The sequence below is a fragment of the Pseudidiomarina tainanensis genome, from assembly GCF_004214835.1.
Lineage (GTDB): Bacteria > Pseudomonadota > Gammaproteobacteria > Enterobacterales > Alteromonadaceae > Pseudidiomarina > Pseudidiomarina tainanensis.
This window is the reverse complement of record NZ_PIQJ01000001.1, coordinates 1,460,338-1,478,907: the sequence shown is the minus strand read 5'-3', so window position 1 is coordinate 1,478,907 and position 18,570 is coordinate 1,460,338. Positions and strand designations below refer to the sequence as shown.

Below are 18,570 nucleotides of genomic sequence, written 5' to 3'. Positions count from 1 at the left end.
AATTGACCATGGCTATTGATATTAAAGTTCCACAACTCCCTGAATCTGTTGCTGACGCAACAGTTGCTACTTGGCACGTGAAGCCAGGTGACAAAGTATCGCGCGATCAGAATCTGGTCGATATCGAAACCGACAAAGTGGTGTTGGAAGTGGTTGCACCTGCTGATGGCGTAATCGGTGAAATCATTGCTGAAGAAGGCGCTACTGTTGGTGCTGAAGAAGTTATTGGTAAGCTTGAAGAAGGTGACGGCGCAGTAGCTGAAAAATCTGAAACCAAGGCCGATGACAAAAAAGCAGAGAAAAAAGCGGATAAGCCAGCTGAGAAGAAAGCTTCTGGTTCAGGCGAAAAGCTTGAAGTTAAAGTTCCTCAGTTACCGGAATCTGTCGCTGACGCAACGATTGCGACTTGGCACGTGAAAGCAGGTGAAGCCGTGACTCGCGACCAAAACTTGGTCGATATCGAAACGGATAAAGTTGTTCTTGAAGTTGTTGCTCCGGCAGACGGTGTGTTAGCTGAGATTAAGCAAGAAGAAGGCGCAACTGTTGGTGCTGATGACGTCATCGGCATTGTTGAAGCCGGTGCTTCAGCAGATTCAAGTGATTCAGCCAAAGAATCTTCAAATGCCAGTAAAGAAGAATCTGCTGATGACGGTGATAGCGAAGTTGCAGGCCCTGCGGTACGCCGTATGTTGGCTGAAAATAACCTGAAAGTGTCTGACGTCAAAGGCACTGGTAAAGGTGGCCGTGTCACGAAAGAAGATGTTGAGAAGCATCTGAAAGACGGTGCGTCGAAAAAATCTGAGCCGGCTAAGACTGCAAGTGCTCCCGCACCAGTAGCTGGTGACCGTGACCAGAAACGTGTGCCAATGACTCGTTTACGTAAAACAATTGCGAAGCGTTTGCTTGAAGCGAAAAACGCAACTGCAATGTTGACGACTTTTAACGAAGTGAACATGAAGCCAATCATGGACTTGCGTTCGAAGTACAAAGACGAATTCGAAAAACGTCATGATACACGTTTAGGTTTCATGGGCTTTTACGTGAAAGCTGTAACCGAAGCGCTCAAGCGTTTCCCTGAAGTGAACGCGTCAATTGACGGCGACGATATTGTTTACCACAACTACTTTGATATCAGTATCGCAGTGTCAACGCCACGTGGTCTGGTAACGCCGGTATTACGTGACACCGATAAGATGAGCATTGCAGAAATCGAAAATGGTATTCGTGACCTCGCAATCAAAGGTCGTGATGGCAAGTTGACTATGGAAGATATGCAAGGCGGAAACTTCACCATTACCAACGGTGGTGTATTCGGTTCACTGTTGTCGACGCCAATTCTCAACCCACCGCAAAGCGCAATCTTGGGCATGCACAAAATTCAAGATCGCCCGATGGCGGTTGACGGTAAAGTGGAAATTTTACCGATGATGTATTTGGCATTGTCTTATGACCACCGCATCATTGACGGTAAAGAATCTGTTGGTTTCTTAGTGACCATCAAAGATTTGTTAGAAGATCCACAGCGTTTGTTGTTGGACCTATAACATAATACACAGCCGCTGTGTTGCAATTGCATGTCAATTCGAACAGCGGCTGTATTTTTTCCGCGCGAAACTGTAAAATACGCGCGAATTTTCGGGTAAGCAGCATGACGCTGCTTTTGTTGTTCAAACGAATCGGAAGATCATCATGAACTTGCATGAGTATCAGGCTAAACAACTCTTCAAAGAGTTTGGTTTGCCAGTATCTGAAGGCTTTGCAGTAGACACTGCAGACGAAGCCGTTGAAGCTGCCAAAAAAATCGGCGGTGATCGTTGGGTTGTTAAAGCTCAAGTACACGCAGGCGGCCGCGGTAAAGCCGGCGGTGTTAAATTAGTATCTAGCCTTGACGAAGTGCACGCATTTGCGAGCAACTGGTTAGGTAAAAACTTAGTGACTTACCAAACAGACGCAAACGGTCAGCCGGTTGCTAAAATCTTGGTAGAGAGCTTGACTGATATCGCTTCAGAACTGTACTTAGGCGCAGTTGTTGACCGTGCGACACGTAAAATCGTGTTCATGGCGTCAACCGAAGGTGGTGTTGAAATCGAGAAAGTTGCTGAAGAAACGCCAGAAAAAATCTTGAAAGCGGTGATTGACCCAACTGTTGGTGCACAGCCATACCAAGGTCGTGAGCTTGGCTTCAAATTAGGCCTAAACCCAGAGCAAGTGAAGCAGTTCACTAAAATCTTCTTGGGCCTAGCAAAAATGTTCGAGCAGTATGATTTCGCTTTGTTGGAAATCAACCCGTTGGTTATCACTGAGCAAGGCAATCTGCACTGCTTAGACGGTAAAATCAATATCGACAGCAACGCACTGTATCGTCAGCCTAAAATCCGCGAAATGCACGACCCGTCGCAAGAAGACGAGCGCGAAGCACAAGCGGCTAAGTGGGAACTGAACTACGTTGCCCTAGACGGTAACATCGGTTGTATGGTTAACGGTGCTGGTTTGGCTATGGGTACCATGGACATCGTTAAGCTTGCTGGTGGCCAACCTGCAAACTTCTTGGATGTTGGTGGCGGCGCAACCAAAGAGCGCGTAACCGAAGCATTCAAAATTATCCTGTCTGATAGCGCTGTTAAAGCCGTATTGGTTAACATTTTCGGCGGTATCGTTCGTTGTGACATGATTGCTGAAGGCATCATGGGCGCAGTTGAAGAAGTTGGCGTGAAAGTTCCAGTTGTTGTTCGTCTTGAAGGTAACAACGCAGAACTAGGTCGTCAAAAATTAGCAGAAAGTGGCCTGAACATCATCGCAGCAGAGAGCTTGTCTGATGCTGCTGATAAAGTGGTTGCTGCGGCAGGAGGTCAATAATGTCTATCTTGATCGATAAAAACACCAAAGTTATCTGCCAGGGTTTCACTGGTGGTCAGGGTACTTTCCACTCTGAGCAAGCAATTGCTTACGGTACGCAAATGGTTGGCGGTGTAACTCCAGGTAAAGGCGGTCAAACGCACCTTGGTTTACCAGTGTTCAATACTGTACGTGAAGCGGTAGAAGCAACTGGTGCAACAGCATCTGTTATCTATGTACCAGCACCATTCTGTAAAGATTCAATCATTGAAGCTGCAGACGCTGGTATCGAGCTGATCGTATGTATCACTGAAGGTATTCCAACATTGGATATGCTTTACGTGAAAGAGTACTTGACGCACAAAGGCGTGCGTATGATTGGTCCTAACTGCCCAGGCGTTATCACTCCTGATCAATGTAAGATTGGTATCATGCCTGGTCACATTCACAAAGCAGGTAAAGTAGGTATCGTATCGCGTTCTGGTACGTTGACTTATGAAGCTGTGAAGCAAACGACTGACGAAGGTTTCGGTCAATCGACCTGTGTTGGTATCGGTGGTGACCCAATTCCTGGTTCAAACTTCATCGATATTCTTGAAATGTTCGAGAAAGATCCTGCAACTGAAGCAATCGTAATGATTGGTGAAATTGGTGGTACTGCAGAAGAAGAAGCAGCCGAGTACATCAAGCACAACGTGACTAAGCCAGTTGTTTCTTACATTGCTGGTGTTACCGCTCCTCCAGGTAAGCGCATGGGCCATGCTGGTGCAATTATCTCTGGTGGTAAAGGTACTGCAGACGAGAAATTTGCTGCGCTTGAAGCTGCTGGTGTTAAAACTGTGCGTAGCTTGGCCGATATCGGTAAAGCGTTGCGCGAAAAAACTGGTTGGTAATTACTTCCAGTTAAGTCATGCTAAAAGCCGCTCATTTGAGCGGCTTTTTTGTTTTTAACAACCGACTTTGAGAATTGAGCGCAAACAATGAAAACAACCATGCTCTTTCTTGTTGCCCTGTTAGCATTTGCAGGTAACTCGATTATTGCTCGCTACGCTTTGCTAGATAATAGTATTGATCCCGCATCATTTATTTGGTTACGCATTGTTAGTGGTGCGCTAGCGCTGTGGTTGCTCGTAGCAATTTTAGGTCGAGCATCTTCTGTTAAGGCGTTACAAACCAGCAAGGGTAATTGGTGGGGCGCATTGACGTTGTCGATATACGCAATTGCATTTTCGTTCGCTTATGTCGTGCTTGAAACAGGTTTTGGCGCATTAGTTTTATTTGCCGCAGTGCAGTTATCAATGTTTGGTATTAATCTCGTACAGGGCGCCTCTGTGTGCGTTCGAGAGTGGCTAGGCAGTGCCATTGCTTTTGCTGGGCTGGCTTACTTAGTAGCACCGAGTTTGCAACTGCCGGAATCATGGTTATCGGTAGTGCTGATGATAATTGCTGGCACGGCGTGGGGCTTTTATTCAATTCATGGTCGCGGCAGTGCCACACCATTAATCGATACAACCTATAACTTTAGTCGCGCGATAGTCGTGGTTACCTTTGCCTTGATGTGGTTTCTACCCGATCTACAAGTGACAAGCAAAGGTGTCGGACTTGCACTGTTGTCTGGAGCGGTGACGTCAGGTTTAGGCTATGCCGTTTGGTATTTGGTGCTACCACGGCTTCATGTGAGCACTGCAGCAATCGGGCAGCTGAGTGTTCCGCTAATCGCAACGGTTGGTGGAATTATCGTCGCCGATGAGACGATTACATCACGACTTTCAATTGCCGCATTATTAATTATTGGCGGCATTCTCATTAACGTCCTTAAATTCCGCACTTGAAACTATATCTAATGATATAAGAGCGCCGTTAAATATTAAAAAATGGGTATTATTTTTATAAAATTGTAATATATGATTTTATTGTCTAAGATAAATCCATAACAAATGTGGTGTGAGTGTTATTAACTCTGATGTTAATCGGGAACGCCTCATGAAAAAAATAATATTAATTTGTGCGCTAATTCTTGCTATTTGGAATTACTTCGAAGAACAAAAACCTACGCCGGAAAACCGCAGTGGGCTTTTGAGCTATTTTGTACAGTCGGTAAAAGGTAAGGTGGTTCAAAAGAAACCTGAGTTTCACTGTGATGGACGCGTATATTGTGCGCAAATGAAATCTCGCGCAGAAGCTGAGTTCTTTTTAGAGTTCTGCCCAGGCACTTATCTAGATGACAACAATAATGGTATTCCGTGTGAAAACGATTCACGTTTTTGAATGCATCAAGTAGCTCAAGGAACTCGCTAAATTATGCTCGTTGCACTGAAAAATATCATTCTTAAGCACTGGCGTGGCGATTATTCCCTTGGCTTCGCTTACTGGATCATTGGCGTCGGGCTGACTGTTGCGGTGTCGATTGGTGTCGCAATAACCAATGAGTTTGTCAGTTCCTATGCCGTAAGCTCAAGCCTGTTTGGCTCAATTCTGGTTCTTCTATGCAGTCTCATTGTGCCGCTAACCATTTGGCAGCTCGTGGGAATTTGGCGTTCGGCAAAATACCATACTTCAGAAGGCGGACGATTGCTTTGGGCTAATACTGCCAAGGTCATGGTGGTTCTTGCAGCTGTCCGTGCTGTATTAGATTTCACCGCAATCGGGATCCCGCAGTTTAAAGAGGGGGTCGATTTAATGTCGAATGGCGATATGGTTGGGGATTTTGAGTTGCGAGTGCTGAATCAAGGCACCGAACTCGAACTCATTGGAAGCATGCCGTTTGGTACCACTGAGAGTGTTCGTGAAGTTGTGAAGCAGTATCCGTCGGTACAGGTCATTCATTTAAATTCAAAAGGTGGCCGAGTCAGTGAAGCGGTCAAGTTATACGAGTTTATTCAACAGCAACAATTCGATACCTATGTGGCGAGTGAATGCTCAAGTGCTTGTACGTTGGCATTCATGGGCGGGAATAAACGTTATTTAAGCAAACGGGGCATCTTGGGATTCCATAGCGCTTCGCTACCTACCCAGTCGAGTGAAAACCTCGCTCAATTAAATGATGAATTTAAACGTATTTATCGTCGCCATGGGGTTTCTGAGCAATTTATTCGTCATGCGGTTGGGGTGGATGGCGCGAGTATGTGGTATCCCGGACACATCGAGTTGATAGCATCGCGAGTTGTTGATGAGATTGTTGAGAGCGAACGATTTGCAAGTAGTAATGCGACGCCACAACTACAGAAATCGTGGCAACCTGAACATTTGCAGCAAGCGCCGGATGATGCATTAGTTAGATATTGGCAAAGCGTGGTGGATAATCTTAATTATTTAAACTTCACTAATTCACAGCAATGCGTTCAGTATTTATTTCCAGAATGGTTTGATTCTGCCTTAGCGTTGGAAACCGTATTACCTACAAATTTATACGCAACCCATCGTCGCGCTATTGAGCAGGTTATTGAAACCACTGATTTACAAGCCGATTATAAAGCGGTGTTTGGCAGTACGCCGGTGTTAGCGAATAATATGTTAGACAATATCTCGCGCGATAATCCGAATTATCGAAACATTATCGCTGATTCAGAGTCGTATCGCGCACAACCCAAACTGCTGTGTACCGCATGGATAACCTTGTATGAATCAGCATTACGACAAGAAACGATTGCTCAGCAAGCCGCCGTGCTTCGTTACTTGGCATACGACGAGTAATGGAGAAGTAAAAAAAAGCGCACCAAGGGTGGTGCGCTAATCACGACCAATCGGGGGAGGTCGTCGAACCGTCACTCAAATCTTAATTACAGTTCCGCTACCGCTTCTTCAGCAGCTGCTAATGCTTGTTGGCGGGGCTCGTCGCCTAAGTTAACACCCTCTGCACGAACCACGTGCACATCGGTAATACCAATGAAAGCTAATGCATTGCGTAGATAGCTCTCTTGATGGTCAAGTGCCGCCGCGTCGCCTTTGCTGTAGATACCGCCACGACCAGAGGCAATATATGCCGTTTTGCCCTTGAGCAGACCTTCAGGACCTTGCTCGGTATATTTGAAGGTGACACCGGCTTTCAATACGCGATCCAACCACGCTTTCAATTGCGTCGGAATCGTAAAGTTATACATCGGGGCACCAATCACTAACACATCGGCGGCCTGCAATTCGGCAATCAATTCGTCACTCAGCGGGTTTTCAGTTGCCAGTAATGTTTCGGCATCCAAATGTGGAATCGGATTCAAGACGACATCGCGATGGACGACTTCTGCTGGTTGTTGTGCTGTTAGATGCGTCACGATATCGCGACTAATTTTACGGCTAACAGATTGCTCAACAAAAATACCTGAATCAATATGTAAAATTTTCATAGAAACCTCTCTAATCATTTGCGCTGTGGTTTTTATTCAATGACGCTAGTTTAATGATGTTCCATTTATGATGGTAGTTAGCTATATTGGGAAATATCGTTCCATATATGGAACGCTTGCTTGGGGCAACAATACGATGGCGATACCTGATTTAACGAACTACCTTATTTTTGCGCGCGTAGTGGCAACTGGCAGTATTAGTGCCGGCGCACGCGAGCTCAATATGCCGAAATCAACAGTTAGCCGGCGCCTTACTGAATTGGAAGAGGAGCAGGGCGTTCGACTATTACACCGCAGCACGCGAGGTCTCAAGTTAACGGAGATTGGTCAAGCATTTTTGGTACATTGCGAAACACTCGTGGCGGCAGCTGAAGCTGCCCAGCAAGTGACACAGATGGTGCAAGAAACACCGCGCGGTGAAATTCATGTCAGCTCACCCTACGCCATCAGCCAAAGTATGTTAGTTACGCTATTGCCTGAGTTTTTAGCGTTGTATCCAGAAGTTCGTATTAATCTGATGGTAACTAATCGGCCAGTTAACCTGATCGATGAGGGAGTTGATGTGGCTTTGCGAGTGCGCCCATTTATAGAGGATTCGTCACTTATTGCAAGGCCGCTTGCCGATTCCCCGAGTACACTGTTTCGTAGCCCTAATCGCGGTGATGTTGCGCGCATCGATAAACCTTTACGGCATCCTCTTGATCTCGTGCATTATCCACATTTGAGTTTGCACTATACGAGTGGCCGTTATCGTTATGATTTAACCGCTCAAAGTGGCGAGAAGTTGACCGTCAGTTTCCGGCCGCGGTTAATTACTGATGACATGATTGTACTGCGCGAAGCAGCCATTGAAGGTTTGGGTATTGTGTCATTACCGAACTATTTAGGTGAACAAGCGGTGCAAGATCGCTTGCTTGTGCCGATATTGCCGGACTGGTCACTACCAGTGGGCATCATGCACATGGTTTATCCATACCGACGCGGACTATTACCAGCTGTACGCGTATTTATTGATTTTCTGGCAGAGCGGCTACCGGCTACGGCACAACGATCATTAAACACGACATAAAGACTTTTAATTTTGCGCTGACTCACTACAATCATTCAAACAGTCGTTTAAATAATAATGAATTTTCTGGACAGCAGGGTAGCCCTATGGACTTTACGCCAAGCAAAAAGACTCTTGAATATCGCAAGCGTTTGATAGCGTTTATGCAAGAGCATATAGAACCCATCGAAGCCAATTATCATAAAGAAAATCGTCGCCTTAACCCTGATTCAAACTGGCGCCATTGGCAGGTGGCGCCAATCGTTACGGAATTAAAAGCGAAAGCTAAGCAAGCAGGACTGTGGAACCTATTTCTACCTGATGAAAAATTAGGCGCTGGATTAACTACGCTTGAGTACGCGCCCTTGGCCGAAGTTATGGGACACAGCCTATTAGCTCCCGAGATTTTCAACTGCAACGCGCCAGATACCGGCAATATGGAAGTGCTCTATCACTTCGGTAGCGAAGCACAACAGCAACGGTGGTTAACCCCCTTGTTGAACGGCGAAATTCGTTCCGTATTTTGCATGACCGAACCTGATGTGGCCTCGTCAGATGCGACCAATATGCAGGCGAGTATTGTGGCTGATGGCGATGATGTGGTTATCAACGGTCGCAAATGGTGGTCTACCGGACTTGGACATCCACAAGCTAAATTTGCCATTGTCATGGGTTTAACCGATGCGGATGCGCCAAAGCATCAACGTCATTCAATGGTATTGGTGCCATTGGATAGCGCTGGGGTAACCGTTGAGCGTATGTTGCCGGCATTTGGTGAGTACGACGCACCCTATGGTCACGGTGAAGTGCTGTTTGATAATGTGCGGGTACCTAAAGAAAACGTGATTGGTGAACTTGGCGATGGCTTCAAGATTGCGCAAGGGCGACTTGGGCCGGGTCGTATTCACCACTGCATGCGTGCGTTAGGAGCTGCAGAGAAAGCGTTACAGTTGTTTATTCGGCGTGGACAGGAGCGCATTGGCTTTGGCAAGCCGCTGTTACAGTTAAATGGCAATCTCGAGCGCGTTGCAGATATGCGCATCGCGATCGATCAAGCTCGGCTATTAACCTTTTATGCCGCATGGAAGATTGATCAAGTTGGCGCCATGAAAGCACTCGCAGAGATTTCTGCGATAAAAGTGGCTGCTCCAAATGTACTCCAGCAGGTTGTTGACGAGGCCATACAAATTTATGGTGGCGCCGGCATGAGCCACGATACACCGTTAACCGCGTTATTCGCGATGGCACGTGCGTTGCGTATTGCTGATGGTCCCGATGCTGTGCATCGAACAACTATCGCTAAAGTTGAATTAGCGAAATATCGGGAGGCGTAGGTGCATAGCGATAAACTTGAAGACCAAGCCAGCGCCGTACGTAGCGGTGAAGAATTACCTGAAACAGTATTAGCTGACTGGTTACGTATGCAACTACCAGACTTGTCCGGTGAGATGCGAGTCACTCAATACAGTGGTGGCGCATCAAACTGGACGTACCGTTTGCAGTTCGATAATGCCGATTTGATTCTGCGCCGCCCACCGGCAGGTACAAAAGCAAAATCTGCTCACGATATGGGGCGTGAATATCGGCTTCAAAAAGCATTGAAGCCAGTGTTTTCTTATGTTCCTGAGATGCGTTTGTACACCGACGACAATAGCATTATAGGGGATGAGTTTTACGTCATGGACCGCGTTGCTGGCATCATTCCGCGCAAAAACATGCCCCGGGATCTGGAACTGAATGAAGCACAAACTCGCCAACTTTGTTTGAACGCGCTAGACGTTCTCATTGAATTGCATCAAGTCGACATAAACGCCGCTGGGTTGAGTGATTTGGCAAAAGGCGCTGGTTATACCGAACGTCAGGTTCGCGGTTGGAGCGAGCGTTACACCAAAGCAAAAACGTGGAATGTCCCCTCGGGCAAAAAGATTATGCATTGGCTGAATGCGAATATGCCAACGCATGAAACGATTTGTATGACACACAATGATTTTCGCTTCGATAATTTAGTGTTAGATACGAGTGACCCCACCAAGATTATTGGCGTACTTGATTGGGAGCTGGCCACTTTAGGTAATCCACTCATGGATCTTGGCAATAGTTTAGCTTACTGGATTCAGGCTGATGACGATCCAATTGCGCGTTCAACGAGACGCCAACCCACACATTTGCCGGGCATGCTCACACGCCAACAAGTAATTGAGTATTACTGTGAAAAAATGGGTGTTAACGTCAAAGATTTTCGCTTCTATGAAGTGTTTGGTTTGTTTCGACTTAGCGTGATTGCCCAACAAATTTATTTTCGTTATCACCACAAACAAACACGCAATCCAGCGTTCAAAAACTTTTGGTTCTTAGTGCATTACTTGCATTGGCGAGCTCGTAAACTGATAAAACAAGGATAATTAATGCGCAAAACAATATTGATAACCGGAGCTAGCTCAGGTTTGGGTGAGGGGATGGCACGTGAGTTTGCCAAACATGGCCGCAATTTGGCTTTGTGCGCACGGCGTACTGAACGGCTTAATGCCTTAAAGCAAGAACTTGAGAAAGCCTACCCAGAAATTAAGGTTAGTGTGAAGGCTTTAGATGTGAACCAGCACGATGATGTATTTGCGGTGTTTAAAGCCTTCAAAGAAGAGTTTGGCAGTATAGACCGAGTGATCGTTAATGCTGGAATGGGCAAGGGTGCATCACTTGGCACTGGGTATTTTTATGCGAATGTGCAAACCGCTCAAACCAATTTTGTTGCCGCTCTGGCCCAGTGCGAAGCTGCGCTTGAAATTTTCCGCGAGCAAAATAGTGGTCACTTGGTCACTATTAGTTCTATTAGTGCGCTACGCGGTATGCCGCGCGCAATGACTGTTTATGCGGCAACAAAGGCTGGTTTGCTCGCACTTACAGAAGGTATCCGAGCCGATTTAATCAAGTCACGCTCGCCGATAAAAGTCAGTGCCATTCTTCCGGGTTATATTCGCTCAGAGATTAACGAGAAAGTTAAAAATACGCCATTTATGATTGATACTGAAACCGGTTGCCGGAAGCTCGTACAAGCAATTGAGAAAGAACCTGTGCAAGCTTATGTGCCAACTTGGCCGTGGGCATTTATCGGCTTCTTGATGAAGCGCTTACCACTGAAATGGGTGATGAAGCTTGGTTAAAGCGGACACTCTTTTTCTTCACGTTGAGTCGTGACGCTGATGGTTGCAGGTCGACCGTTGGCGTCATTGTAAATCACCGAGGCTTTCGCAATATTGAGATCGCCGCGGCTGTGACCGTGGTGGATAATCAGTTGACCTTGGCGTTGCCACGATACTGTTAAACATGGCCCTTGCTCGGCTGTCGCAATACGTAGCCACTCATTAACTTTTGGTTCATAGAGCCATACTTCGAAGCTTTGCCAGTTGTTATTTGTACTGCCACGCTGACACTCATAGACATGAATTTCGGCGGCGCTATCGGTAGTTGTAATTAGCTGTAACGACTGGCAATTTGCAACCACAGGTGGATCCGGTTCAAACACCGTCAGTTTATAAATGAGAACCGCCGTAAACAACACCGCAAGTGTGATTCCCGCAGCGAGAAACCATAGTCCGAGTCGACGTGTGGCTCTACTGACAAAACGAACGAGTCCCATGACTAACCTTTTTTGGCATGATAATGTTCAACCGTACCAAACCGCTTATGCTTGGCGTCCCAATCTTGCTGTGCTTGCTCGACTCGTTGCTGTGAGGCACTGACAAAGTTCCACCACATTTTTACCGGTTGCTCAAATGTCTCACCACCCAATAAAAGCACTTGAGTGTCTGCCGCAAACTCGAGAACAAGTTTCTGACGATTACTGCCAAGGCTCAATAATTGATGCGTGCGCACGGTTTTATCGAGTGTTTCGAGTTGCCCGCTAATCACATACAGTCCGTACTCAAAGTCACGCTCTAGGTGCAGCTCAATGGCCGTTGTGCGCGGTGTTTGCAACAGCATTGCGATACTTGGGCTAAAGCTTAAAGCAGGACTATTCCAACGGCGTTGTGACGTTGCGTAACTACCGCAAATTAGCGTTGCGGTACAATCGCCCAGACTAAACTTTGGAACTTCTTGATAATGGTCAAAACGCGGTTCGGTTTGCTCATGTTCAGGTGGTAGCGCACGCCATAACTGCAAGCCGTGTAGCGGTTGGTCTGGATCATGGTCGGCGACTTCTGCGTGGGTAATGCCGCGACCTGCTGTCATTAAGTTCAGTTGACCACGGCGTAGTGGTTGTTCGTAGCCTAAACTATCTTGGTGTAATAGTTGTCCGGATAGCAACCAAGTGATGGTTTGCAGACCAATATGCGGGTGTGGTGGCACATCGAATTGGCGGTAGTTGGTAGGTGCAACGGGGCCGAAATGATCAAGAAAGCACCATGGTCCAAGCATTCGAATAGCTTTTTGCGGCAAAATCCGGTGTACGGCTAAATAGGGCGTTAATTGACGTTGTACCGATGCATAAATTGTTGCGTCATGTTGCAAGTGCTCGGATTCGCATGTTTCAAGTTGCGTTTCTTGTGCGGCTCGGGTCATAGCTGCCTCGTGGCTGATGTTAGTATTCCCATAAAAACTAGCATAAAAATCTCTCACGGCAGTATGGCACTCGCCCCGACAATAGTCGAATATAATGATTGAAGCCTTTCACGATGCTGAAGATTTAAGTAAGGTGTAGGTTCAAATAAGGAGATTGCGATGATTTATCCTCTCATCTTAGCGGTTGTAGGTTTTGCTGCCATGCTCAGCGGTATTTGGGAGCAAACCTTAAGTACCATCATTGTCGGTATCATCATGCAATTAGTCGGTTGGATATGGTTCTTCATGGTTTGGCGAAAAGAAAAACAAAAAGGGCAAACATAAGCTTATGAAAACAACAAGTACAACACGAATTAGCGCACTCGCAATTATCGTAATTGGTATACTACTCGCAGTACTAGCACCAGCCGGAGAGGCAACGTCAAGTTACCGTCAATTAGGCGTTGTATTATTAGTGATTGGTGTGGTGTGGTTACTTCGCCAAAAACGGCCAGAACCTGCTACGGAAGAACGAGTAGAGCCTTATCAGCGGCCTGTTTTAAAGTGGTATCAATCACCTATTTTGTGGGTTCCGGTAATTGCCGCAGTTATTGCGATTTTGTCCTGGTTGCTCATCTAGAATAATTAATATAGGAAACAATGATGTCATTAACCACGCGATTAGTGATTTTAGCAGGCTTGGTCGGTTTGATGTTTTATAATGCCAGCGAACAACAATTGTGGGCCGCAATTATTGATTGGCAATTGGGGTGGTATAAATTAGGGGTACCGATTGCGTGGGGGATTATTCTCGGCGCATTAGTGAATTTGTTAGGCGGTACCGTGTTATTAAAGTGGCTCGAACCGATTACTTTGGTTGCAGCTTCACTGATTACACTCGGATTAACCGGCGCTGCGGCTGTGTACGGTGCTCACCAAATTGGTGGGTTAACCTTAGCACCATTATTTATTACCAGTGTCGGTGTCGGCGTGTATCTATTTGCCTATAGTTATGCACGGTTTACTGGCGCGCGCAGCCAAAAGTCAGAGGATTCGGTTGATAAGCAGTGATGATCAAACTTAATTGTGACATGGGAGAAAGTTTTGCCGCATGGCAGATGGGCGATGATGATGCGGTCATGCCGTATATTGATATGGCCAATATTGCTTGTGGGTTTCATGCTGGTGGGCCAGCCATTATGGCGGAGACCATTCAACTGGCGCTTCAACATCAGGTCGAAATAGGTGCGCATCCAGCTTATCCTGACTTGGCTGGTTTCGGCCGCCGGACATTGCATTTTCCGCCAGCTGAACTAAAGGCGATATTGCATTATCAAATTGGCGCCATGCGCGCTTTGTGTCGCCAAGCAGGCGCCGATTTGACTTACGTGAAGCCGCACGGCGCTTTGTATAATGACATGCAACGCGATCAAGAACTGTTTGAACTGGTTTGTCGTGTGATTGCAGAACAAAACCAGATGTGTCCAGATCAACCATCACTGTATTTACTAACACTGGCTACAGCGAATAACTCTATCCAGCAACGTATTGCCGAGCAAGCGCAAGTGACACTTTGTTTCGAAGCATTTGCAGATAGACGCTACGAACCCGATGGAACCTTGCGGTCGCGCCAATATGCAGATGCTGTATTAACGGATCGCAATGCGATTTTGGCGCAAGCACGTGCGTTTGCGAACGGCGAGCCAATCATAGCCAGCGATGGTTCGCAGCTGCAGCTTGTCCCACAAACACTATGTGTGCATGGCGACAACGCTGAATCTATCGCAACTGTCGTTGCCATTCGTCAAGCCTTGAATGGCGTCTAGTATGCAGGTTTCGATAGAAGTTGCCGGTATTGATTCGGCCATGGTCGTTTTTGAACCTAAAGTTAATAAGCAATTGAATCACCAGGTTCATATTTTGCGCGATATGATCATTCGGGCACAGCCAAGCTGGTTGATCGATGTTGTCGCTGCTTACCATAGTTTAATGATTGTTTATGATATCCAAACGACTGATTTTGATCGCGTAGAGCAGTGGCTCAAGAACCAGTTGAATCAATTACAACAGCATAAAGTTGATGGGCATCAGGCTAACATTCACGAGTTTTTTGTGTGTTTCGATGCTGAGTTTGCGTTGGATATGGAACGTGTATGCGAACACTCTTGCTTGAGTTCAAGCGAAGTTATCGAGCGTTACAGCGCAGAAACGTATCATGTTTATACCATTGGTTTTGCTCCCGGATTTGCCTATCTTGGTGATGTTCCAGAGCCCTTGCAGGTGCCGCGCGTTGACACACCGCGTACCAAAGTGCCAGCGGGTAGTGTTGCCATTGCTAATCAACAAACCGCAATTTATCCACGTACTTCACCTGGCGGTTGGAATATTATCGGTCGCGTAGCAGGCTGGCGCACGCAGTCAGGGTTACAATTACGAGCCGGTGACCAAATTCGCTTTATCGCTGTCTCGAAACAACGCTTTATTGAGATAGAAGCAACTGCCAACGTACGTTTTGAGGGTTCTGCGGGTTCTACAGAGGGGCAGTCATGAGCGGTCGTAGTCAATACGCAGCCCTTCGCATCGAACAGCCCGGGCTACTGGCAACCTTGCAGGATTGGGGGCGATTTGGACATTTATCGCAGGGCATCACTCGCGGCGGGCCAATCGATGAGCGTGCATTTTTATGGGCGAATAAGCTATTAGGTAATAAAGCCACAGCCGCACAATTAGAGATTACTCTGGGTGGTTTGAGCGTCACAGCATTATCTCACAGCTTTTGGGTGGTCTGCGGAGCACCGGTACAGCTGACGAAAAACCAACAGCCCATACCAACGTGGGAAGTATTTTCGGTAGAAGCCGGTGATACTGTGCGTATCGATGCACCAGAGCGAGGCTTGCGTAGCTATCTTGCGGTAGCGGGGGGATTCTTGGCCACGCCAAGTTTTGGCTCAGTTGCCACGGTGATGCGCGATGGTTTGGGTGGTTTGCACGATGACGGTCTACCATTGCGTGGTGGAGATGAATTAAATGCCGGCGCATACAATACTAGTGGAGTGGTTCCGTATCGACGTCCCCAGCATCAATTCGTACCACGTATTTCGAGTACGTCAGAGTTATGTTTGCCTATTATTGCAACGGCGCAATATGAGCAGTTTGAGGCGCAAGCTCGGCAACTACTGGTGCAGCAGACCATGCAGGTAACCGCCAAACAAGATCGCATGGGAGTGAGACTACAGGCGTCGGAACCGATTTTATGGGCACAGCCACAGATTATCTCAGAGCCACTGCCGCTTGGCACTATTCAAATTCCGCCGGATGGGCAGCCTATCATCATGTTAAACGACTGCCAAACACTAGGTGGCTACCCGAAAATTGGTGTGGTGAGTTGGTCAGGCCGGATGGCTCTAGCACAGGCAACGGCCGGCACGTCACTGCGTTTTCAACTCATCTCGTTGGCACAGGCTCAAGCTGAGGTAAAACAGGCTTATCGTTTCTTTAACCTCACTCTATAGGTCTTGCGTAGGTGTCGATAAACTGCGATCATAACGCTCATTTTTTTGAATTAGCATCGGAGTAGAATAATTCATGGCCGCAGATATGGCAGCAAACGCGCCCCGCAGTAATTTTATCCGCCAAATTATTGACCAAGATCTGGCTTCAGGGAAGCATCAGAGCGTCCACACGCGTTTCCCACCAGAGCCGAATGGTTTCCTTCACATTGGTCATGCTAAATCGATCGTGTTGAACTTTGGCATTGCGGAAGATTATCAGGGCAGCTGTAACCTGCGCTTTGACGATACCAATCCACTGAAAGAAAAAGTGGATTACGTCAATTCTATTCAGGCCGATGTGCAATGGCTCGGTTATACCTGGGAAGGTAAGCCACGCTATTCATCAGACTATTTTGACCGTTTACATGGCTACGCAATTGAACTGATTGAAAAAGGCTTAGCGTACTGTGATTTTTCGTCGCAGGAGCAAATGCGAGAAATGCGCGGTACCTTGAAAGAGCCAGGTACCAATAGCCCTTATCGCGACACTGCCGTTGACGACAATCTGAAGATTTTTGCTGATATGACCGCCGGTAAATATCAAGAAGGCGAAGTGTGTTTGCGCGCCAAAATTGATATGAGCTCGCCATTTATGTGTATGCGCGATCCGGTAATTTATCGGGTGCGTTTTGCCCATCACCACCAAACTGGTGACAAGTGGTGCGTTTATCCAATGTACGATTTTACCCATTGTATTTCGGATGCAATCGAAGGTATTACACACTCATTATGTACACTGGAGTTCCAAGATAATCGCCGTTTGTATGATTGGGTATTGGACAACATCAGTATTGATTGTCACCCACAGCAAATTGAGTTTTCGCGCTTAAATCTGCAATACACGGTGATGAGTAAGCGTAAGCTGAACTTACTGGTGGAAGAGGGTAAGGTAAGCGGCTGGGACGATCCACGCATGCCAACCATTGCCGGCATGCGCCGTCGTGGTTATACACCAGGCTCGATTCGCGAGTTCTGTCATCGCATCGGGGTTACCAAAATGGATAACCAAGTTGAGATGAGCATGCTCGAAGCCTGTATTCGTGACGAATTAAACCAAAATGCACCACGTGCGATGGCGGTGATTGATCCGGTTCGTTTGGTCATTGAAAACTACCCAGAAACTCACGAAGAACAACTGAATGCACCAAATCACCCGAATGATGAAAGTATGGGGACGCGTCAGGTTCCGTTTGCACGTGAAATTCTAATTGAGCGCGAAGATTTTCGTGAAGAGGCGAACAAGAAATATAAGCGTCTGGTATTAGGAAAAGAAGTTCGTTTGCGTAACGCTTACGTAATTAAAGCAGAGCGCGTAGAAAAGGACGCCGAAGGCAATATTACGACCATTTATTGCACATATGATCCAGACACCTTGGGTCAAGATCCTGCGGATGGTCGTAAAGTGAAAGGGGTGATTCATTGGGTAGCTGCCGCTCACGCACTGCCGTGCGAATTCCGCTTGTATGACCGTTTGTTCCAAGTGCCAAACCCTGGTGCGGAAGAAGACTTTTTTAGCACCTTAAACCCAGAGTCGTTGGTGGTAAAACATGGCTTTGTTGAGCCTAGTTTGGCTGTTGCTAGTGCTGAGCAAGCTTACCAGTTTGAACGTATTGGCTATTTTTGTGCTGACAGTAAAGATAGCGAAGAAGGCAAGCTAGTATTCAACCAAACGGTTGGTTTACGCGATACTTGGAGCGATAGCGAATAATCGCTGCCCAATAGATAACGCAAAAACGAAAAACGCGACATGATGTCGCGTTTTTTATGTCAATCTGATGGCTGCCTTAATTAGTCCATATCAGCGTTTTGATTGTTCACACATGTGTCTGGTGCTTTGCACTCACCATACAGATATAAACTGTGATTGGTTAGCTTAATATTATTAGCTTCAGCAACTTGCAGCTGACGTTGCTCAATCACGTCGTCCTCGAATTCGAAGACATGACCACAAGTTAAACACACCAAATGGTCGTGATGATCTTTCGCGCTCAACTCAAACACTGAGCGGCCACCTTCAAAGTGGTGACGACTTACAATACCGGCATCGTCAAATTGATTGAGCACACGGTAAACCGTGGCCAAGCCAATTTCTTCGTTTTTCTCGAGTAATATCTTATACACATCCTCAGCGCTAATGTGCTGATTATTTGGATCTTTTAAAATCTCTAAGATTTTGACTCGGGGAGACGTGACCTTAAGGCCAGCTTTTTTTAATTGTAATTCGTCTTTGTTGCTCATGATTTCTTCGCTACTCGAGTTC

The 18,570-nt window shown here is 46.7% G+C and carries 21 protein-coding genes; 17 read left to right on the top strand and 4 right to left on the bottom strand.

From position 1 onward, the window contains the following. Positions 1-8: 8 nt before the first annotated feature. From odhB to CWI82_RS07285, 6 genes are all read left to right on the top strand, one after another. Positions 9-1,544 (top strand): 2-oxoglutarate dehydrogenase complex dihydrolipoyllysine-residue succinyltransferase, encoded by a 1,536-nt coding sequence (gene odhB / locus CWI82_RS07310; protein ID WP_130203044.1) that lies wholly within the window; start codon positions 9-11, stop codon positions 1,542-1,544. A gap of 145 nt (positions 1,545-1,689) precedes the next feature. Next, the gene (gene sucC / locus CWI82_RS07305) at positions 1,690-2,856 is read left to right on the top strand and encodes an ADP-forming succinate--CoA ligase subunit beta (protein WP_092854517.1); all 1,167 of its coding nucleotides are present in this window, start codon (positions 1,690-1,692) and stop codon (positions 2,854-2,856) included. Next, positions 2,856-3,728 carry a succinate--CoA ligase subunit alpha gene (gene sucD / locus CWI82_RS07300; protein ID WP_092854519.1) on the top strand — a complete coding sequence of 291 codons (873 nt, stop codon included), beginning with the start codon at positions 2,856-2,858 and terminating at the stop codon, positions 3,726-3,728. Before sucC ends, sucD begins: the two co-directional genes overlap by 1 nt. 87 nt (positions 3,729-3,815) lie before the next feature. Beyond that, a complete protein-coding gene (locus CWI82_RS07295; protein WP_130203043.1) occupies positions 3,816-4,667 on the top strand; it encodes a DMT family transporter in 852 nt (283 codons plus the stop codon). Positions 4,668-4,818: 151 nt separating this feature from the next. Continuing rightward, the gene (locus CWI82_RS07290; RefSeq protein WP_130203042.1) at positions 4,819-5,103 is read left to right on the top strand and encodes an excalibur calcium-binding domain-containing protein; all 285 of its coding nucleotides are present in this window, start codon (positions 4,819-4,821) and stop codon (positions 5,101-5,103) included. Positions 5,104-5,136: 33 nt separating this feature from the next. After that, positions 5,137-6,528 (top strand): COG3904 family protein, encoded by a 1,392-nt coding sequence (locus CWI82_RS07285; protein ID WP_130203041.1) that lies wholly within the window; start codon positions 5,137-5,139, stop codon positions 6,526-6,528. Positions 6,529-6,614: 86 nt separating this feature from the next. On the opposite strand, the gene CWI82_RS07280 is transcribed toward CWI82_RS07285, so the two are convergent. Further along, a complete protein-coding gene (locus tag CWI82_RS07280; protein ID WP_092854527.1) occupies positions 6,615-7,175 on the bottom strand; it encodes an FMN-dependent NADH-azoreductase in 561 nt (186 codons plus the stop codon). Positions 7,176-7,242: 67 nt separating this feature from the next. Here CWI82_RS07280 and CWI82_RS07275 point away from each other — a divergent pair, with 67 nt between their 5' ends. The 4 genes from CWI82_RS07275 to CWI82_RS07260 all read left to right on the top strand — a co-directional run bounded on the left by CWI82_RS07275 (position 7,243) and on the right by CWI82_RS07260 (position 11,381). Next, the gene (locus CWI82_RS07275) at positions 7,243-8,244 is read left to right on the top strand and encodes a LysR family transcriptional regulator (RefSeq protein ID WP_233340212.1); all 1,002 of its coding nucleotides are present in this window, start codon (positions 7,243-7,245) and stop codon (positions 8,242-8,244) included. 86 nt (positions 8,245-8,330) lie between these two features. After that, positions 8,331-9,557, top strand: coding sequence for an acyl-CoA dehydrogenase family protein (locus tag CWI82_RS07270; RefSeq protein WP_130203040.1), 1,227 nt, complete (start codon positions 8,331-8,333; stop codon positions 9,555-9,557). After that, on the top strand, positions 9,558-10,625 hold the full coding sequence (locus tag CWI82_RS07265; protein ID WP_233340211.1) for a phosphotransferase family protein: 1,068 nt from the start codon (positions 9,558-9,560) through the stop codon (positions 10,623-10,625). It abuts the gene before it with no gap. A gap of 3 nt (positions 10,626-10,628) precedes the next feature. Beyond that, positions 10,629-11,381 carry an SDR family oxidoreductase gene (locus tag CWI82_RS07260; protein ID WP_130203039.1) on the top strand — a complete coding sequence of 251 codons (753 nt, stop codon included), beginning with the start codon at positions 10,629-10,631 and terminating at the stop codon, positions 11,379-11,381. Here CWI82_RS07260 and CWI82_RS07255 read toward each other — a convergent pair. Next, entirely contained in the window at positions 11,378-11,857 is a 480-nt protein-coding gene (locus tag CWI82_RS07255) for a hypothetical protein (RefSeq protein WP_130203038.1), read from the bottom strand. The two genes, CWI82_RS07260 and CWI82_RS07255, sit on opposite strands and share 4 nt — an antisense overlap. A 2-nt stretch (positions 11,858-11,859) precedes the next feature. Continuing rightward, a complete protein-coding gene (locus CWI82_RS07250) occupies positions 11,860-12,780 on the bottom strand; it encodes a pirin family protein (RefSeq protein ID WP_130203037.1) in 921 nt (306 codons plus the stop codon). A gap of 159 nt (positions 12,781-12,939) precedes the next feature. On the opposite strand from CWI82_RS07250, the gene CWI82_RS11435 reads away from it, so the two are divergent. The 7 genes from CWI82_RS11435 to glnS all read left to right on the top strand — a co-directional run bounded on the left by CWI82_RS11435 (position 12,940) and on the right by glnS (position 18,018). Beyond that, entirely contained in the window at positions 12,940-13,104 is a 165-nt protein-coding gene (locus tag CWI82_RS11435; RefSeq protein ID WP_165383895.1) for a hypothetical protein, read from the top strand. 4 nt (positions 13,105-13,108) lie between these two features. Continuing rightward, positions 13,109-13,399 (top strand): hypothetical protein, encoded by a 291-nt coding sequence (locus CWI82_RS07245; RefSeq protein WP_130203036.1) that lies wholly within the window; start codon positions 13,109-13,111, stop codon positions 13,397-13,399. A gap of 20 nt (positions 13,400-13,419) precedes the next feature. Then, positions 13,420-13,830 carry a hypothetical protein gene (locus CWI82_RS07240; protein ID WP_233340210.1) on the top strand — a complete coding sequence of 137 codons (411 nt, stop codon included), beginning with the start codon at positions 13,420-13,422 and terminating at the stop codon, positions 13,828-13,830. Then, on the top strand, positions 13,830-14,585 hold the full coding sequence (locus CWI82_RS07235; protein ID WP_130203035.1) for a 5-oxoprolinase subunit PxpA: 756 nt from the start codon (positions 13,830-13,832) through the stop codon (positions 14,583-14,585). The genes CWI82_RS07240 and CWI82_RS07235 overlap by 1 nt, the downstream gene beginning before the upstream one ends. Before the next feature lies 1 nt (position 14,586). Beyond that, positions 14,587-15,309 (top strand): 5-oxoprolinase subunit B family protein, encoded by a 723-nt coding sequence (locus CWI82_RS07230; protein WP_165383894.1) that lies wholly within the window; start codon positions 14,587-14,589, stop codon positions 15,307-15,309. After that, a complete protein-coding gene (locus tag CWI82_RS07225) occupies positions 15,306-16,271 on the top strand; it encodes a 5-oxoprolinase subunit C family protein (RefSeq protein WP_130203034.1) in 966 nt (321 codons plus the stop codon). Before CWI82_RS07230 ends, CWI82_RS07225 begins: the two co-directional genes overlap by 4 nt. An 85-nt stretch (positions 16,272-16,356) precedes the next feature. Continuing rightward, positions 16,357-18,018, top strand: coding sequence for a glutamine--tRNA ligase (glnS, locus tag CWI82_RS07220; protein WP_092856825.1), 1,662 nt, complete (start codon positions 16,357-16,359; stop codon positions 18,016-18,018). Between the two features lie 80 nt (positions 18,019-18,098). On the opposite strand, the gene fur is transcribed toward glnS, so the two are convergent. After that, a complete protein-coding gene (fur, locus tag CWI82_RS07215) occupies positions 18,099-18,548 on the bottom strand; it encodes a ferric iron uptake transcriptional regulator (RefSeq protein WP_092854550.1) in 450 nt (149 codons plus the stop codon). Between the last annotated feature and the right edge of the window lie 22 nt (positions 18,549-18,570).

Coding starts and splice junctions, on each gene's coding strand:
- CWI82_RS07275 (WP_233340212.1), top strand. CDS start 7,243: ATGATGGTAGTTAGCTATATTGGGAAATATCGTTCCATATATGGAACG.
- CWI82_RS07255 (WP_130203038.1), bottom strand. CDS start 11,857: ATGGGACTCGTTCGTTTTGTCAGTAGAGCCACACGTCGACTCGGACTA.
- CWI82_RS07240 (WP_233340210.1), top strand. CDS start 13,420: ATGATGTCATTAACCACGCGATTAGTGATTTTAGCAGGCTTGGTCGGT.
- sucD (WP_092854519.1), top strand. CDS start 2,856: ATGTCTATCTTGATCGATAAAAACACCAAAGTTATCTGCCAGGGTTTC.
- CWI82_RS07280 (WP_092854527.1), bottom strand. CDS start 7,175: ATGAAAATTTTACATATTGATTCAGGTATTTTTGTTGAGCAATCTGTT.
- sucC (WP_092854517.1), top strand. CDS start 1,690: ATGAACTTGCATGAGTATCAGGCTAAACAACTCTTCAAAGAGTTTGGT.
- odhB (WP_130203044.1), top strand. CDS start 9: ATGGCTATTGATATTAAAGTTCCACAACTCCCTGAATCTGTTGCTGAC.
- CWI82_RS07260 (WP_130203039.1), top strand. CDS start 10,629: ATGCGCAAAACAATATTGATAACCGGAGCTAGCTCAGGTTTGGGTGAG.
- CWI82_RS07235 (WP_130203035.1), top strand. CDS start 13,830: ATGATCAAACTTAATTGTGACATGGGAGAAAGTTTTGCCGCATGGCAG.
- CWI82_RS11435 (WP_165383895.1), top strand. CDS start 12,940: ATGATTTATCCTCTCATCTTAGCGGTTGTAGGTTTTGCTGCCATGCTC.
- glnS (WP_092856825.1), top strand. CDS start 16,357: ATGGCAGCAAACGCGCCCCGCAGTAATTTTATCCGCCAAATTATTGAC.
- CWI82_RS07270 (WP_130203040.1), top strand. CDS start 8,331: ATGGACTTTACGCCAAGCAAAAAGACTCTTGAATATCGCAAGCGTTTG.
- fur (WP_092854550.1), bottom strand. CDS start 18,548: ATGAGCAACAAAGACGAATTACAATTAAAAAAAGCTGGCCTTAAGGTC.
- CWI82_RS07250 (WP_130203037.1), bottom strand. CDS start 12,780: ATGACCCGAGCCGCACAAGAAACGCAACTTGAAACATGCGAATCCGAG.
- CWI82_RS07230 (WP_165383894.1), top strand. CDS start 14,587: ATGCAGGTTTCGATAGAAGTTGCCGGTATTGATTCGGCCATGGTCGTT.
- CWI82_RS07285 (WP_130203041.1), top strand. CDS start 5,137: ATGCTCGTTGCACTGAAAAATATCATTCTTAAGCACTGGCGTGGCGAT.
- CWI82_RS07290 (WP_130203042.1), top strand. CDS start 4,819: ATGAAAAAAATAATATTAATTTGTGCGCTAATTCTTGCTATTTGGAAT.
- CWI82_RS07245 (WP_130203036.1), top strand. CDS start 13,109: ATGAAAACAACAAGTACAACACGAATTAGCGCACTCGCAATTATCGTA.
- CWI82_RS07295 (WP_130203043.1), top strand. CDS start 3,816: ATGAAAACAACCATGCTCTTTCTTGTTGCCCTGTTAGCATTTGCAGGT.
- CWI82_RS07225 (WP_130203034.1), top strand. CDS start 15,306: ATGAGCGGTCGTAGTCAATACGCAGCCCTTCGCATCGAACAGCCCGGG.